Below are 16,394 nucleotides of genomic sequence, written 5' to 3'. Positions count from 1 at the left end.
TTGAGCCGCTGCAATGCACGCCCGTCGCCGCCTCCCCGCGGCACTTCCGCCTTCTCGTGTCCGGGCCGGTATCCGGGCTCGTGGGCTGGGCGGCGCTCCCTTGCGGGGCCCACTCCGGGCGCATCGCCTTCCCGGACTCTCGTCCAGTGGCGGTTGGATGCGCCTTGCGTCCACTTACCGTTGCGGGGGCAGCACAGGCATTGCAAGGGCGGCTCGGGGAGCCGTTCGCGCACCTGTTTCCCGTTTAACCCTCGGGCGGGAATCGCCGTCGGGCACCTGCAACACGTCGCACCCGAAATCGGGCGCGGGGCGGATAATAACGCGTTCCGCAACTTTGCGCAGCGCGAAAAAACGCGTAATTCCAAAGACATGCCCGCACACCTCATCCTCGGCGGCGCGCGCTCGGGCAAGAGCCGCCACGCCGAAAACCTCGCCGTCGCGAGCGGCCTGCCCGTGACCGTGATCGCCACTGCCGAAGCCCTCGACGACGAGATGACGGCCCGCATCCGCCGCCACCGGGAAGACCGCCCCACTGGCTGGCGCACGGTCGAGACGCCGGTCGCACTCGCGGCGGCGCTGGCGCGCGAGGCCGGCGACGGCCGCTGCGTGATCGTCGACTGCCTGACCCTGTGGCTCTCCAACCTGATGGCAGACGCCGGCAACCCGGCCGGCGCCGACTTGCCGGCGGCGCTCGAAACGGAGCGCACCGCGCTGCTGGAGATCCTGCCGACGCTGCGCGGCGAGGTGCTGCTCGTCGCCAACGAGGTCGGCCTCGGCCTCGTCCCCGACACCCCCCTCGGTCGCGACTTCCGCGACGAGGCGGGCCGGCTGAACCAGATGACGGCCGCTGCCTGCGCGCGCGTCACCTTCGTCGCGGCGGGCCTGCCGCTGACACTCAAGGGCAGCGCCTGAGGGCAAACCGCTACAATGCGGCACGGCGGCTACCCATGCCGGGGCGGATTTCTTGTACGCAGAACGCGTTTGCCTCCTAGAATTACAGATTCGTAACAAGATCTATTCGACAGGGCAGTCATGGACGTTGTCGCGCAACCGGCTAACGCGATGAACGAACGCCACACGGCGTTCGATGCGGCACACCTGCGCCTCGCCGTTCTGATCCCGCTGGCCCTGCCCTTCGCAGCCTTCGCGCAGGCCGATGTCCAACCGGCAGCCGGGAACATCCTCGCGACCCTGCTGGCCACCGTCTGCTATGCCGGCTTCGCCGCCGCGCTGCTGCTCAACAACCTGCTGCAGTATCTCGCCAACCGCGACCGCTGCTACCTCGTTTACGCGGGATTCGCGCTGGGCACGGGCATCAGCCTGCTCGCCGTCGGACTGCTCCACGGTATCGAGCCCGGCGGGTCCGACGGCGGCTGGACCGGAACCGCAGAGCCCTTCGGCCTGGCACTCGCCGGAGTGTCCGCAGCCCTGTTCAACCGCGAATACCTGCGCACCGCAACCCTCTCGCCGCGCCTCGACCTTGCGCTCAAGGTATTCACTGCGCTGTTCGGGATCGCACTGGCAGGCGTCTTCGTGCTGCCGGGCGACTACCCGAACACCCTGATCGCCGGCATCAGCCCGGCCTTTGCACTGCTGGCGATCGCGTGCGCGGCACATGGCCTCCGGCAAAGACTGCCGGGAGCGCGGCTGCTCATTGCCGGCTGGACGGCGATGCTCATAGGAGCGATTCTGTTCCTCGCCACCCACACCGGACTTCTGCGCGCGGAAGGCTGGCCGATCCACGCGATCCAGTTCGTCTGGAGCTTCGGCGCGCTGACGATGTCCCTCGCGCTGGCCGAGCGCACCGGCTCGAACTGGCGCGAAGGCGCCGCACGTCACGCTGACGAACTCGCCAGCCTGGAGCATTCGATCGAGACCCTGCAGGCGTCGGAACAGCTCCTCACGCAAGGCATGGCGCAACGCAGCCAGGAGATCGAATCCCTGACCCATCGCCTGCAGGAAAGCGAGCGACGCTTCCAGGAGATGGCGCATCACGACGCGCTCACCGGCCTGGCCAACCAGCTCCTGCTCACCGACCGCATCGACCAGGGCATCATCCGCGCCAAGCGTCACAACACCCGCATCGGCGTCGTGATGCTCGACCTCGACGAGTTCAGCTCGATCAACGACAGCTACGGGCAGCACGTCGGCGACGAGATCCTCAAGATCGTCGCGCAGCGGCTGCGCAGCATCGTGCGCGAACAGGACACCGTCGCACGCCCGGAGAACGACCAGTTCGTGATCGTGCTGGAGGAAGTGTTCGACATGGATGACCTGCAGCGTGTCGCGAACGCGGTCACCACGGTGGCTGGAGAGTCGATCCAGATCGAAGGGCAGACCTTCATGCTCGACGTCTCGATGGGCAGCGCGATCTCGAGCAACGAAGGCGCCAATGCCGTCACGCTGCTCAAGCAGGCCGGCAAGCTCATGCGCCGCGCCAAGGAAGGCAAGCGCCTCAACCGCCAGCACGGCACCGCCCGCAGCATCGCCCAGGCATGAAGCTTGCGGCGCAGGCCGCGTGCCACCGCGGCACAGGCTGCGTGCTACCATCGCAGCCCTTTCAGGGCACATGCATACCGCAATCATGACATTCCAGATCTGCGCGCCCGACCGCGCGCTCGCAGCCGGCCTCCAGCACCGCATCGACAACAAGACCAAGCCGCAGGGCGCCCTGGGCCGCCTGGAGCCGCTGGCGCTGCAACTGGGGCTGATCCAGCAGACCCTCACCCCGGAACTGCGCCAGCCCCACATCATGGTGTTCGCCGGCGACCACGGCGCGGCGCGCGCGGGCATTTCCGCCTTCCCGCAGGACGTCACCTGGCAGATGGTCGAGAACTTCCTCGCCGGCGGCGCGGCGATCAACGTCTTCAGCCGCCAGATGGGGTTGGGCCTGACGGTCATCGACTGCGGCGTGAATCACGAGTTCGGGACCCGTCCGGGCCTCGTCAACGCGAAGCTCGGGCCGGGCACCGCCAACTATCTGGAACAAGCGGCGATGAGCGCCGAGCAGTGCGAGGCGGCACTCGCCCGCGGCCGCGAGCTCGCCCACGCGCTGGCCGCGAACGGCTGCAACGTGGTCGGCTTCGGTGAAATGGGCATCGGCAACACCGCCGCGGCCTCGCTGCTCACGCATTGCCTGATCGGAGACGCCGGCGGCGCCGATCTCGTCACCGTGACGGGCCGCGGCACGGGCCTCGACGACGCCGGCCTCGTGCGCAAGCGCGAACTGCTGGGACAGGCGCTCGCGCGCGGCGGCCGCCCGAGCGATCCGCGCAAGGCGCTCGCCGAGTACGGCGGCTTCGAGATCGCGGTGATGGCCGGCGCGATGCTGGGGGCCGCGGAAAAGCGCATGACGCTGCTGATCGACGGCTTCATCGTCACCTCGGCCTTGCTCGTGGCGCAAGCGATCGCCCCGGAGATCCTGCCCTACTGCGTCTTCGCCCACCGTTCGAAGGAGCCCGGCCACACGGCGCAGCTCAAGCACTTCGGCGTCGATCCGCTGATGGAGCTCGACCTGCGCCTCGGCGAAGGCACCGGCGCCGCGCTCGCCTTCCCGCTGGTGCAGGCGGCGGCGAACTTCCTCAACGAGATGGCGAGCTTCGATTCGGCCGGCGTCAGCGACAAGAGCGCCTGACGGCCCGGATGCGCTACCAGCTCGAGCTCTTCTTCACCGCGCTGGGCTTCTTCACGCGCCTGCCGGTGCCCGCATGGGTGCCGTGGTCGCCCGAGCGGCTCAACCACGCCGCGCGCTACTTCCCGCTCGTCGGCTGGGTGGTCGGCGGCATCGGCGCTGCGAGCTGGCTGGCGCTCGCGCAGCTCTTCCCGCCCACCGTCGCCGTGCTGCTGTCGATGGCGGTGACGATCCGCGCGACCGGTGCCTTCCACGAGGACGGCTGGGCCGACGCCTGCGACGGGCTGGGCGGCGGCTGGGACAAGTCCCAGGTGCTGACGATCATGAAGGACTCGCGCATCGGCAGCTACGGCACCGTGGGCCTCGTGCTGATGCTGCTGGCAAAGGCGGCGGCGCTGATCGAACTGGCCGCTGCGGGCGAGGCCGCGGTCGCCATCGCGCTGCTCGTCGCGCATCCGCTGTCGCGCCTCGCCTCGACCAGCCTGATCCACACCCTCGAATACGTGCGCGAGGACGAGACGGCGAAGGCCAAACCGCTCGCGCGCCGGCTCTCGACCCCGGAACTCGCCATCGCGACGACCTTCGGCTGCCTGCCGCTCGCCTTGCTGGCGCCGCGGGAAGCGGCCGCCGTGCTGATCGCAGCCGTCGCCGTGACCGGGTGGGCCGCGCGCTACTTCGTGCGCCGCCTCGGCGGCTACACCGGCGACCTGCTCGGGGCGACGCAGCAGGCGTCCGAGCTGGCGGTCTATCTGGGCATCCTCGCGGCATGGAACTTCACCTGATCCGCCACCCCCGGCCGGACGTGCCGGCGGGCGTGTGCTACGGGCAGGCGGACGTCGGCCTCGCCGAATCCGCCGCGGAGGTCGCGACGCGCCTGCGCCCGCTGCTGCCGGCAGACTATGTACTGCACGCGAGCCCGCTCTCGCGCGCGCGCCTGCTCGCCGCCGAACTGGGCGCCCCGGTGCTCGACGATCGCCTCAAGGAGATGCACTTCGGCGAATGGGAGTTGCGCCCCTATGCCGAACTCGGCCCGGCGATCGACACCTGGGCGACGGACCCACTGGGGTTTCGCGCCCCCGGTGGCGAATCGGCGCGCGACATGAGCGCACGCGTGCTGCAGTGGCTCGACGCCCTGCTCGCCAGCCCGCCTGCCCCCCCGGTCGTGGTCGTCGCCCACGGCGGCCCGCTGCGTGCGATCGCCGGCCACCTGCTGGGCCTGCCGCCCGAACGCTGGCTGGGCCTCGATTTCGCCTGCGGCCACGTCACCCGCCTCGACGTCGAGGACTGGGGCGTCGTCTTGAAGTGGTTCAACCGCTGAATCGTCGCGTCACCCCCGGTTCGTGGGATAATTGCCGACTTTTCAACGCACTGCCTGCCTTCGCCCCATGCATCCGCCCCTGCCCGATTTCTCTGCCGGTCGCGTCCTCGTCGTCGGCGACGTGATGCTCGACCGCTACTGGCACGGCTCGACAACGCGCATCTCGCCGGAAGCCCCCGTGCCCGTCGTGAAGGTGGAAGGGGACGAGTTCCGCGCCGGCGGCGCGGGCAACGTCGCGCTCAATGCGGCCTCGCTCGGCGCAAGCGCCGAGCTCGTCGGCCTGGTGGGCCGCGACGAGGCGGCGCGTCTGCTGCGCGAGCGGCTCGAAGCAGGCGGCGTCGCATGCCATCTGCTCGAGGCGCCGCAGCACCCGACGATTACCAAGCTGCGCATCATCAGCCGCCACCAGCAGTTGATCCGCCTCGATTTCGAGGACAACTTCGCGGTGCTTGAGAGCGCCGGCATCGAGCAGGCTTTCGAGAGTGCCGTCGGTGCGAGCGGTGCGGTGGTGCTGTCCGACTACGGCAAGGGCACGCTGGCGCAGGTCGGCAGCCTGATCCGCGTCGCGCGCGAACGCCAGGTGCCGGTGGTGGTCGATCCCAAGGGCACGGACTTCGGCCGCTATTGCGGCGCGACCGTGATCACGCCGAACCAGTCCGAATTCGAGGCGGTCGTAGGCCATTGCGCCGACGAGGCGACCCTGCGCCAGCGCGGCGAGGCATTGCGCGAGGCGCTGGATCTCGAGGCCCTGCTCGTCACCCGTTCCGAGCGCGGAATGACGCTGCTGCAGAAAGGCCAGGCGCCGCTCGACCTGCCGACCCGCGCACGCGACGTGTTCGACGTCACCGGCGCCGGCGACACCGTTGTCGCGGTGCTGGGTGCGGGGCTCGCCTGCGGCCTGTCGCTGCCCGAAGCAACCGCGCTCGCCAACGTCGCCGCCGGCGTCGTCGTCGGCAAGCTCGGCACCGCGACCGTCAGCTGCGAGGAACTGCGCGAGGCGCTCGGCGCCGCGCACTGATCAAGGAGTCATCATGTACATCGTCACCGGCGGCGCCGGCTTCATCGGCAGCAATATCGTGCAGGGCCTCAACGCCCGCGGCATCACCGACATCCTGGTCGTCGACGACCTCACCGACGGGCGCAAGTGCCTCAACCTCGCCGACGCACACATCCGCGACTACGCCGACAAGGACGACTTCCTGCGCCGCCTCCAGGCCGGCGAGGACTTCGGCCGCGTCGAGGCGGTGTTCCACGAGGGCGCCTGCTCCTCGACCACGGAGTGGGACGGCCGCTTCGTCATGACGGTGAACTACGAATACACCAAGACCCTGTTCGCCTGGTGCGTCGAGCGCGGCATCCCCTTCCTGTACGCGTCCTCGGCCTCGGTCTATGGCATGGGCCCGACCTTCCGCGAGGCACGCGAGTTCGAGCGCCCGCTGAACATGTACGCGTACTCGAAGTTCCTCTTCGACTGCCACCTGCGCCCGCTGCTGCCGAACATCAAGAGCCAGGTCGCCGGCCTGCGCTACTTCAACGTCTACGGCCCGCGCGAGCAGCACAAGGGCAGCATGGCGAGCGTCGCCTACCACTTCAAGAACCAGCTCGCGGAAAGCGGCCGCCTGCGCCTCTTCGAAGGCTCGGACGGCTACGGCCCGGGCGAGCAGCGGCGCGATTTCATCCATGTCGACGACGTCGTCGCCGTGAACCTGTGGCTGCTCGACAACCCGCAGGTGTCGGGCATCTTCAACGTCGGCACCGGCCGCGCCCAGAGCTTCAACGAGGTCGCCCGCGCCGCGATCAACTGGAGCAAGGCGGGCGGCGGGGGCGGCGGCATCGACTACATTGCCTTCCCGGAGCACCTCAAGGGCCGCTACCAGAGCTTCACCGAGGCCGACATGGGCGCCCTGCGCGCAGCCGGCTACGCGGAGGAATTCATGCCGGTCGAAATCGGCGTGACGAAATACATGGAATGGCTGGCGCAGAACCTGGGATGACGCGACCGCGGCAGATCCTGGTGGTCGGCCCCTCGTGGGTCGGGGACATGGTGATGGCGCAGAGCCTCTTCATGACCCTCAAGGCGGAGGGCCCGTGCGAGATCGACGTACTCGCGCCGGGCTGGTCGCTGGCAATCCTCGAGCGCATGCCCGAGGTGCGCGGCGGCATCGCGATGCCGCTCGGCCACGGCCAGCTGGGACTCAAGGAGCGCTGGCGGCTGGGACGCGAACTGGCGAAGCGCCGCTACGACCAGGCCATCGTGCTGCCCGGCTCGCTGAAGTCCGCGCTGGCCCCCTTCTTCGCCGGCATCCCGCGGCGCACCGCATTCCGCGGCGAGATGCGCTACGGCCTCGTCAACGACATGCGCCGCCTCGACAAGGCCGCGCTGCCGATGACGGTGCAGCGCTTCGTCGCGCTCGGCCGCGCCGCCGGCAAGCCCCTGCCCCTGCCGCTGTCTTTCCCGCGCCCGCGCCTGGTCGCCAACCCGGCCAACCAGGCGCGCCTGCGCAGCGAACTGGGCCTCGACGCGATGCGCCCTGCGATCGCCTTCATGCCCGGCGCCGAGTACGGCCCCGCCAAGCAGTGGCCGCTCGCGCACTACGGCGCGCTCGCGGCAAAGCTCGTCGCGCGCGGCTACCAGGTCTGGGTACTGGGCTCCGCCAAGGATGCGCCGGCCGGCGAGGAGATCGCCGCGCACGCGGCCGAGGGTGTGCATAACCTGTGCGGCCGCACCCAGCTCGGCGATGCCGTCGACCTGCTGGGACTGTGCGCCGCAGCCGTCACCAACGACTCCGGGCTGATGCACGTCGCTGCGGCCCTCGACCGCCCGCTCGTCGCCGTGTACGGCTCCTCGACGCCTGACCACACGCCGCCGCTCTCCGACCGCGTCGCGGTGCGCTACCTGCGCCTCGAATGCTCGCCGTGCTTCGAGCGGGTGTGCCCGCTCGGCCACACCCGCTGCCTGCACGAGATCACGCCCGACAGCGTGCTCGCCGCCCTCGCGACGCTGGGCGTCGCGGCGCAGGACGCACGCGGAGCCGCCTGATGCGCGTACTGGTCGTCAAGACCTCGTCGCTCGGCGACGTCATCCACACGCTGCCGGCGCTCACCGATGCCGCGCGTGCGATCCCCGGCATCCGCTTCGACTGGGTGGTCGAGGAAGCCTTCGCCGAGATCCCGTCCTGGCACCCGGCCGTCGACGAGGTGATCCCGGTCGCGGTGCGGCGCTGGCGCAAGTCGCCGCTGGCGGCGCTGCGCAGCGGCGAATGGCGGCGCTTCACCCGCCGCCTGAAACAGGTCCGCTACGACGCCACGATCGACGCGCAGGGCCTGATCAAGAGCGCCTTCCTGACGCGCTACGCCAGCCGTCCCGTGCACGGCCTGGACCGCAACTCGGCGCGCGAGCCCTTCGCGACGCGCTTCTACACCCACACCCACGCCGTACCCGTCGGCCGCCACGCGGTCGAGCGCGTGCGCGAACTGTTCGCCCGCGCGCTCGGCTATCCGCTGCCCGAAGGCCCTGGCGAATACGGCCTCGACCGCCGCCGCGTGCTGCCGCCCGGCCGCGACGCCGACGACTACCTGCTGTTCCTGCACGGCACGACGTGGACGACCAAGCACTGGCCCGAAGTCTATTGGCGGCGCCTGCTCGAACTCGCCCGCGACGGCGGCTGGGCCGTGCGCCTTCCCTGGGGCAACGACGAGGAACGCGCACGCGCCGAACGCCTCGCGCGCGACCTCCCCAACGTCACCGTGCTGCCGCGCCTCAAGCTCGCCGGCATCGCCGCCCAGCTTGCCGGCGCGCGCGCCTGCGTCGCCGTCGACACCGGCCTCGGCCACCTCGCGGCGGCCTTCGACGTGCCGACCCTGTCGCTGTTCGGCCCGACCAACCCCGGATTCACCGGCGCCTGGGGGCACAACCAGTTCCATTTCGCCTCGAACATGGCCTGCGCCCCCTGCCTGCAGCGCCGCTGCACGCACGAGCCGAGCGCCGATGAACGTGCCCGCTTCGACCTCGCCACCGAGCAGCCGCTGTGCTTCACGCGCCTCGCCCCGGATCGCGTGTGGCGGGCGCTGCAATCGGTGATCGCCGACGGCGCGCCGTGCGCGGAAGCCCTGTGCGCCACGGCGGAACAGGACGACGGCCGTCCGGTGCTGCGCCCTGTTTTCGACCGCAAGGCCCGCTGATGCAGCTCGCTTTCTGCCTGTACAAGTATTTCCCCTTCGGCGGCCTGCAGCGCGACTTCCTGCGCATCGCGCTGACCTGCCAGGCGCGCGGCCACGACATCCGCGTGTACGCCCTCGAATGGGATGGCGAAGTGCCGCCGGGCTTCGAGCTCGTGCGCGTGCCGGTGAAAGCCTTCGCCAACCACCGCCGCTACGCCAAATTCACCGACTGGGTGCAGGCCGACCTCGCACGCCGCCCCGCAGACCGCGTCGTCGGCTTCAACAAGATGCCGGGCCTCGACGTGTATTACGCCGCCGATCCGTGCTTCGAGGACAAGGCGCGTCGCCTGCGCAAGCCGCTGTATCGCTACAGCCCGCGCTACCGCCATTTCTCGGCTTACGAGCGCGCGGTGTTCGCGCCCGAGGTGCATACCGAGATCCTCACCATCTCGCCCGCGCAGCAAGCCCTGTTCGCGCACCACTACGGCACGCCGCAGCGCCGCTTCCACCCGCTGCCGCCGGGCATCGCCCCCGACCGCCGCGCCCCGGCGAACGCCGCCGAGATCCGCGCCGCCTTCCGGCGCGAATTCCGCCTCGACGACGGCGACCTCTTGGTCGTGCAGATCGGCTCCGACTTCCCGCGCAAGGGTCTCGACCGCACCCTCGCGGCGATCGGCGCCCTGCCCGAAGCGCTCAAGCGGCGCACGCATCTGTTCGCGCTCGGCGCCGACGACCCCAAGCCCTTTCTCGAGCAGGCACGCACGTTGGGCATCGCAGAGCGCGTGTCGCTGCCCGGCGGGCGCAGCGACGTGCCACGCTTCCTGCTCGGCGCGGATCTCTTCACCCACCCGGCGCGCCACGAGAACACCGGCACGGTGCTGCTCGAAGCGCTCGTCGCGGGGCTGCCCGCGCTGGTCAGCGGCGCCTGCGGCTACGCGCACTACATCGCGGACGCCGATGCCGGCCATGTCATCGCCGAACCCTTCGACCAGGCCGCGATGAACGCCGCCCTAACGCGCATGCTCGGCGACGACGCGGCGCGCGCGCAGTGGCAGCGCAACGCCCTCGCGTATGCGGACAGCCACGACCTCTACAGCCTGCCCGAGCGCGCCGCCGACGTGATCCTCGGCACACGCGGATGAGCACGGTCGTCCTCACGGAACCCTTCGCCACCCTGTGGGCGGACCGCGACCCCTTCGAGGCCGCCGCCGCGCTCACCGGCACGGTGGTGCGCGAACTTGAAGGCCGGCGCACCTTCCGCTTCGAGATCGACGGGCGCGGCTACTACGCCAAGCTGCACCGCGGTATCGGCTGGGGCGAGATCCTCGAAAACCTCGTGCGCCTGCGCCGCCCGGTGCTCGGCGCCGAGAACGAATGGCGCGCGATCCAGGCCTTCCACGCGCACGGCCTGGGCACGATGACCGCCGTGGCCTACGGCGACCGCGGCCACGGGCCGGCGCGACGCGAATCCTTCCTGATCACCGAGGCGCTGGAACCGACGGCGGACCTCGACACCTACACCCGCGGCTGGGCCGACACCCCGCCGCCGGTCGCGCTCAAGCGCGCGCTCCTCAAGGAGGTCACGCGCATCGCGCGCGGCATGCACGAGGCCGGCATCAACCACCGCGACTTCTACCTCGTACACTTCCTGCTCGACCTCGACCCGCCGCCCGCCCCCGATCGCCTGCGCCTGTCGGTGATCGACCTGCACCGCGCCCAGCTGCGCGAACGCACGCCGCGACGCTGGCGCGACAAGGACCTCGCCGCGCTGTACTTCTCGGCGCTCGACATCGGCCTCACGCAACGCGACAAGCTGCGCTTCCTGCGCGACTATTTCCCCGGTCCGCTGCGCGACACGCTCAAGCGCGAGGCACGCCTCCTCGCCCATCTCGAACGCGAGGCCGCGCGCCTCAAGCGCCGCTACGAGCGCAAGTTCGCCCACCGGCCGGCCTTGCAGCGATGAGCGGTTGGAAACTGAACGCCGATTACCTGCGCACCAGCGGCAGTGAAGCCGCATTGCGCACCGCCTTCGGCTCGCTCGACGCGGTGTTCGCGCTCGCTGGCCAGCGCGTCGCACGCGATCCGCTCTCCGAAGTGCTGAAGGTCGAGGTCGCCGGCCGCCACTACTACGTCAAGCGCTACCACGGCGCCGGCAAGCACCTGCGGCGCTGGCTCGGCCGACCGCGCGTGAAGGCGGAATGGCAGAACCTGCGCCACTTCGCCGCCTGGGGCATCCCCACCGCGACGGTCGTCGCCTGGGGGATGGAGCGGCAGCTCGGCGCCTTCGACCGCGGCGCGATGATCACCGCCGAGCTGCCGCGCACGACCGACCTCGCCAGGCTCGCGCTGGACGATGATCCGCGCCTCAAGGACCGTCACTGGGTCGCCGGCATCTCCCGCCAGCTCGCGAGTATCACGCGCACGCTGCACGCGCACCGCTTCGCGCACAACGACCTGAAGTGGCGCAACCTGCTCGTCGACGAGGGCAGCGAAGGTGTCGGACCACGCATCTACCTCATCGACTGCCCCGGCGGCACCTTCTGGTGGGGCCCCTTCCTCGCCTATCGCGTGATCAAGGATCTGGCCTGCCTCGACAAGCTCGCCAAATACCATCTCACGCGCACGCAGCGCCTGCGCTTCTACCTCGACTACGCCGCCAAGCACCGCCTCGACGCCGCCGACAAGGCACGCATCCAACGCATCACCGCCTTCTTCGAAGGACGCGAGTAAGGTGACGGACGACTACCTCGCCGACTCCGCCCGCGCGCTCTTCGCGCAGCACGGCCTCGACCGCTTCGACGCCCTGTGGGCACTCGAACTCGACAGCGTCGACACCCCCAACACCGGCCGCGGCGGCTGGAGCAGCGTGAGCCGGCTGGAACTTGCGGACGCCGACGGCCGCTCGCAGGCCTTCTACCTCAAGCGCCAGATCGACCACCTCAGCCGCAGCCTGCGCCACCCGCTCGGCGAAGCCACTTTCGCACGCGAATTCCGCAACATCCGCCGCTACCAGCACGACGACGTGCCCGCGCTCGAGGCGGTGTTCTTCGGCCAGCGCCGCATCGCCGGCAAGGTCTGCGCGCTGCTCGTCACGCGCGCGCTCGACGACCACCGCCCGCTCGACCGCTGGCTCGCCGACTGGCCGACGCTGCCGCGCGCGACCCGCCGCGCAATCGTCGACGCCGTGGCCGGCCTCGCGCGCACGCTGCACGGCGCCGGCCACCTGCACAACTGCCTGTACCCCAAGCACGTCTTCGTGCGCGTCGATGGCCCGCTCGCCAGCGCCCGCCTGATCGACCTCGAGAAGACGCGCCGCATCGTCCTCGGCACACGCGACCGCGCGCGCGACCTCGACGCGCTGAACCGCCACACCAGGGGGCCCGCCGCCACCGAGCGCCTGCGCTTCCTGCTGCGCTACCTGGGGCGCGACGCCCTCGACGACGACGCCGCACGCCTCGTGGCCCGCATCCTGCGCCGCCACCACCGCAAGGCCGCCCGCCGATGACCGACGATCTTCAACCTGCGCCAATCGCGACCGACGCTCCGCTCGCCGACGCGGCCACGCTACGCGCCGCCGGACGCACGCCCGCCGTACCTTTCCGCGTCGCCCTCGGCGGGAGGAGCGAACTCGTCACGACGCGCCTCCTGCGCGTACTGCCCGGCCGACGCGTCGTCGGCGACAGCCTGCTCGACGGCCGCCGCGTGCTCGCCAAGCTCTTCATCGACAAGGACAGCGCCCGCCGCGCCGAACGCGAACGCCGGGGCATCGCAGCGCTCGCCGCGGCCGGCATTCCGACCCCGGCCCTCATCGCCGCGGCCGCGCTGCCCGGCGGCGGCCACCTGCTGACCACCGAATTCCTCGACGGCGCGACGACGCTGCTCGAACACTGGCGTCCCCTCGCCGACCGCCTACCCGGCGACGCCGATGCGTGCGCGCTACTCGTGCCCGCCTTCCGCCTGCTCGGGCAACTGCACCGCGCCGGCCTCGCCCACGACGACCTGCACTTCGGCAACTTCCTGCTGCACGACGGACATCTTTACGTCATCGACGGCGACGCCGTGACGAGCGCAACTGCCCCGCTCGCCGCCAAGCCCGCTGCACGCGACCTCGCGATGCTCATCGCACAGTTGCCGCGCACCTGGGATGGCGCGCTCGCGCCGCTGCTCGCCGCCTACCGCGACGGCGGCGCGCAATCCCTAGACGACGCCGTGCTTGCCCGCGCGCTGCGCCACGAACGCGCCTGGCGCCTGCGCGACTACCTCGCCAAGACCGGGCGCGACTGCACGCTGTTCCGCGTGCAGCGCAGCCTGCACCGCTTCGAGGCCGTGGTGCGCACGGAGGCCGACACCCTCGCCCCCCTGCTCGCCGACCCCGACCACTGGGTCGAGACCGGCCACCCGCTCAAGCGCGGCAACACCTGCACCGTCTCGCTCGTCGAACTCGGCGAGCGCCGCTTCGTCATCAAGCGCTACAACCTCAAGCACTTCGGTCACGCGCTCTCGCGCGCCTGGCGCCCGACGCGAGCCTGGCACTCGTGGCGCGAAGGGCACCGGCTTGCCCTGTTCGGCATCCCGACGCCCACGCCACTGGCACTGATCGAGGAGCGCTGGGGCCCGCTGCGCGCCCGCGCCTGGCTCGTCACCGAATACTGCGGCGGCCCCGACATGCTCACGCAGCTGCGTGCCGACGAGGAACCCGCCCCCGCGGAAGCCGCGTCCCTCAAGACGCTCTTCGCCACCCTGTATCGGGAACGCATAAGCCATGGTGATTTGAAGGCCACCAACCTGCTGTGGGACGGTAACAAGGCCTTGCTGATCGACCTTGATGCGGTCCGCCAGCACGCTACAATCGGCGGCTTCCACCGTGCCTGGCGCCGCGATTGCGCCCGCTTCCTACGCAACTGGCCCGCGGATTCGCCACTCCATCGCTGGCTAGCCGCGATGCTGCCCGGCCGCCCCTGAGCGCTCGTATACAACCTGAAGTCGAACTTCCGTTCGCCCTGAGCTTGTCGAAGCCCTGCAAATGCCCTTCGACAAGCTCAGGGCGAACGAAAATTAACTGATAACCGCACCCCCATGCTCCTGACCGATTGGCTCCACTCCCGCCGCGTGCGCTACCTCCTTGGCGGCACGGCCCTGCTCTTCGCCGTCTTCGCGCTGCTGCGCGGCGCCTTCCTGATCGGCTTCGCCGATTTCGACGCGATGGGCGGCATCGACCGCGAGCGCATCGTCGAGGCGGTCGGCATCGGCCTGCGCTTCGACCTGCGCCTGGCGATCCTGATGATGCTGCCGGTCGCGCTGCTGGCCTTCCTGCCGCGCGCGAACCTCGTGCGCTGCGGCCTCGTGCGAGGCCTCTCGCGGCTGTACCTGGGCCTCGCAATCCTTTTCGTGCTGCTCGTCTACGTGCTGGACTTCGGCCACTACGACTACCTCGGCCTGCGCATCAATTCGACCATCCTGCGCTTCCTCGGCAACAAGGACATCTCGGCGGGCATGCTGTGGCAGAGCTACCCGGTATTGCAGATCACCGCCGGCTGGCTCGCCGCATCGGTGCTCGTGCTGTGGGCCGCGATCCGCCTCGAACGCCGACTGCTCGACCGGCCCGCACGCGTGAGGCCGACGATCTCACGCGCCGCCGTCGGCGCGTTCGCGCTCGCCATCCTGACCCTGCTCGGCCTGATCGGCCGCCTCACCAGCATCAACCCCTCGAACCCCGTGCCGCTGCGCTGGAGCGATGCCTTCGTGTCGGGCAACTCGGCGGTCGGCGCGTTGGGCCTCAACCCGGTGATCTTCATCTACGACACCATCCGCACGCCACAGGAAACCTTCGACCGCGCCCAGGTCGCGAAGCACTACGAGCTGATGACGCGCTACCTCGGCGTCACTCAGCCCGACCCCGAGAAGCTCAACGTCACGCGCCACATCGGCCCCCAGCCGCACCGCCTGCAATTCCAGCGCACGCCCAACGTCGTCTTCGTGATGCTCGAATCGCTCGGCGCGAGCCGCGTCGGCAGCTTCGGCAACCCCCTGAACCCGACCCCCAACCTCGACGCGATCGCGCGCGACGGCTGGCTGTTCCGCAATTTCCACGTCCCGGTGTCCGGTACCGCAAAAACCGTGTGGGCCAGCATCACCGGCATCCCCGACGCCGCCCGCGCCGAGAGCGCGACGCGCAACCCCTTCATCAGCAACCAGCACACGGTCATCAACGCACTGAAGGAGCACCGCAAGGTCTACGCGATCGGCGGCAGCGCCGGCTGGGCCAACATGAACGCGCTGATCCAGAGCAGCATCGACGGCATCGAGCTCGTCGAGGAAGGCGCGTGGAAGTCGCCCAACGACGACGTGTGGGGCATCTCCGACCTCAACCTGTTCCGCGAGAGCAGCGCCCTGCTCAAGGACGACGCGAAGAAGCGCCCCTTCTTCGCCTACATCCAGACCGCCGGCAACCACCGGCCCTACACCATCCCCGCCGACAACGAGGACTTCGAAATCCGCAAGCCCTCGCTGCAGGAAGTGCAGGACGCGAGCTTCCAGGACGTCGACCAGTACAACGCCGTGCGCCTGCTGGACCACAACATCGGCCGCCTGATGGAGATCGCCAAGCGCGACGGCTGGTTCGACAACACCATCTTCGTGCTCTTCGGCGACCACAACGGCCGCATCAGCCGCCTGCCCTTCATGCCGCCCGCCTTCGAGCAGCTGAACCTCGAGAGCACCCACGTCCCGGCGGTGATCTACGCGCCCAAGCTGCTCAAACCGCGGGTGTTCGAGGAAGCCGCGAGCCTCGTCGACCTGCTGCCGACCGTCGCCGGCCTGCTCGGCGTCGAGTACCGCAACGGCGCGCTCGGCCGCGACGTGCAACTGCCCGCGCCCGAAGGCGAGCGCGCCGTGCACGTGATCCTGCGCGAAGGCGCCTTCCCGCTGATCGGCGCCGTCACGCGCAATTTCCTCGTGCAGATGAACCACGACGGCAGCCACGCGACCATGCACGACCTCGCCTCGAAGACCCCGACCGACAACGTCGCCGACGCCCACCCCGAGGAATTCGCCCGCCTCGCAGCGCTTGCGCGGGGGCTGCACGAGACCTCGCGCTTCATGATGTACGACAACCGCCGGGCGGCGCAATAAAGCGCAGGAGCCAATTAGGAAGTACCTTCCCCTTCAAGGGGAAGGACAGGATGGGGATGGGTGTGTTGCGAGCGCCGTCGAGCCCCTCATCCCCACCACAACCCTCCCCTTAAAGGGAGGGAACTCCGCAGTGCCGACTGGAAGGCCAAGCGG

General features: G+C 70.1%; 15 protein-coding genes and 1 riboswitch. All 15 genes read left to right on the top strand.

The window, feature by feature from the left end; genetic code table 11:
• Nucleotides 1-45: 45 nt before the first annotated feature.
• Nucleotides 46-295, bottom strand: a riboswitch (cobalamin riboswitch).
• Between the two features lie 74 nt (nucleotides 296-369).
• Entirely contained in the window at nucleotides 370-912 is a 543-nt protein-coding gene (cobU, locus tag U5817_RS02800) for a bifunctional adenosylcobinamide kinase/adenosylcobinamide-phosphate guanylyltransferase (RefSeq protein WP_407279647.1), read from the top strand.
• A 150-nt stretch (nucleotides 913-1,062) separates the two neighbouring features.
• On the top strand, nucleotides 1,063-2,499 hold the full coding sequence (locus tag U5817_RS02795; RefSeq protein ID WP_169129218.1) for a diguanylate cyclase: 1,437 nt from the start codon (nucleotides 1,063-1,065) through the stop codon (nucleotides 2,497-2,499).
• 85 nt (nucleotides 2,500-2,584) lie between these two features.
• Nucleotides 2,585-3,634 (top strand): nicotinate-nucleotide--dimethylbenzimidazole phosphoribosyltransferase, encoded by a 1,050-nt coding sequence (cobT, locus tag U5817_RS02790; protein ID WP_169129210.1) that lies wholly within the window; start codon nucleotides 2,585-2,587, stop codon nucleotides 3,632-3,634.
• An 8-nt stretch (nucleotides 3,635-3,642) separates the two neighbouring features.
• On the top strand, nucleotides 3,643-4,413 hold the full coding sequence (locus tag U5817_RS02785; RefSeq protein ID WP_407279646.1) for an adenosylcobinamide-GDP ribazoletransferase: 771 nt from the start codon (nucleotides 3,643-3,645) through the stop codon (nucleotides 4,411-4,413).
• Nucleotides 4,398-4,949: an alpha-ribazole phosphatase family protein gene (gene cobC, locus U5817_RS02780; protein ID WP_407279645.1), complete on the top strand. Its 552-nt coding sequence runs from the start codon at nucleotides 4,398-4,400 to the stop codon at nucleotides 4,947-4,949. Before U5817_RS02785 ends, cobC begins: the two co-directional genes overlap by 16 nt.
• Before the next feature lie 67 nt (nucleotides 4,950-5,016).
• On the top strand, nucleotides 5,017-5,967 hold the full coding sequence (gene rfaE1 / locus U5817_RS02775) for a D-glycero-beta-D-manno-heptose-7-phosphate kinase (protein WP_169129207.1): 951 nt from the start codon (nucleotides 5,017-5,019) through the stop codon (nucleotides 5,965-5,967).
• Between the two features lie 13 nt (nucleotides 5,968-5,980).
• Nucleotides 5,981-6,943 carry an ADP-glyceromanno-heptose 6-epimerase gene (rfaD, locus tag U5817_RS02770; RefSeq protein WP_169129206.1) on the top strand — a complete coding sequence of 321 codons (963 nt, stop codon included), beginning with the start codon at nucleotides 5,981-5,983 and terminating at the stop codon, nucleotides 6,941-6,943.
• Complete coding sequence (gene waaF, locus U5817_RS02765) at nucleotides 6,940-7,989, top strand: lipopolysaccharide heptosyltransferase II (protein ID WP_407279644.1); 1,050 nt, start codon at nucleotides 6,940-6,942, stop codon at nucleotides 7,987-7,989. Before rfaD ends, waaF begins: the two co-directional genes overlap by 4 nt.
• On the top strand, nucleotides 7,989-9,131 hold the full coding sequence (gene waaC / locus U5817_RS02760; RefSeq protein WP_169129204.1) for a lipopolysaccharide heptosyltransferase I: 1,143 nt from the start codon (nucleotides 7,989-7,991) through the stop codon (nucleotides 9,129-9,131). The genes waaF and waaC overlap by 1 nt, the downstream gene beginning before the upstream one ends.
• Complete coding sequence (locus U5817_RS02755) at nucleotides 9,131-10,252, top strand: glycosyltransferase family 4 protein (RefSeq protein ID WP_169129202.1); 1,122 nt, start codon at nucleotides 9,131-9,133, stop codon at nucleotides 10,250-10,252. The genes waaC and U5817_RS02755 overlap by 1 nt, the downstream gene beginning before the upstream one ends.
• Entirely contained in the window at nucleotides 10,249-11,073 is an 825-nt protein-coding gene (gene rfaP, locus U5817_RS02750) for a lipopolysaccharide core heptose(I) kinase RfaP (protein WP_407279643.1), read from the top strand. The genes U5817_RS02755 and rfaP overlap by 4 nt, the downstream gene beginning before the upstream one ends.
• A complete protein-coding gene (locus U5817_RS02745; RefSeq protein WP_407279642.1) occupies nucleotides 11,070-11,840 on the top strand; it encodes a lipopolysaccharide kinase InaA family protein in 771 nt (256 codons plus the stop codon). The genes rfaP and U5817_RS02745 overlap by 4 nt, the downstream gene beginning before the upstream one ends.
• 1 nt (nucleotide 11,841) lies before the next feature.
• Nucleotides 11,842-12,615 (top strand): lipopolysaccharide kinase InaA family protein, encoded by a 774-nt coding sequence (locus tag U5817_RS02740; protein WP_169129196.1) that lies wholly within the window; start codon nucleotides 11,842-11,844, stop codon nucleotides 12,613-12,615.
• Nucleotides 12,612-14,072, top strand: coding sequence for a lipopolysaccharide kinase InaA family protein (locus tag U5817_RS02735; RefSeq protein ID WP_407279641.1), 1,461 nt, complete (start codon nucleotides 12,612-12,614; stop codon nucleotides 14,070-14,072). The genes U5817_RS02740 and U5817_RS02735 overlap by 4 nt, the downstream gene beginning before the upstream one ends.
• Nucleotides 14,073-14,186: 114 nt before the next feature.
• On the top strand, nucleotides 14,187-16,241 hold the full coding sequence (locus U5817_RS02730; protein ID WP_407279640.1) for an LTA synthase family protein: 2,055 nt from the start codon (nucleotides 14,187-14,189) through the stop codon (nucleotides 16,239-16,241).
• Nucleotides 16,242-16,394: the final 153 nt, after the last annotated feature.

Origin of the sequence: Aromatoleum evansii (assembly GCF_045689615.1) — a bacterium.
Taxonomy (GTDB): Bacteria; Pseudomonadota; Gammaproteobacteria; order Burkholderiales; family Rhodocyclaceae; genus Aromatoleum; species Aromatoleum evansii.
This window is presented reverse-complemented; position numbering and strand designations above follow the sequence as displayed.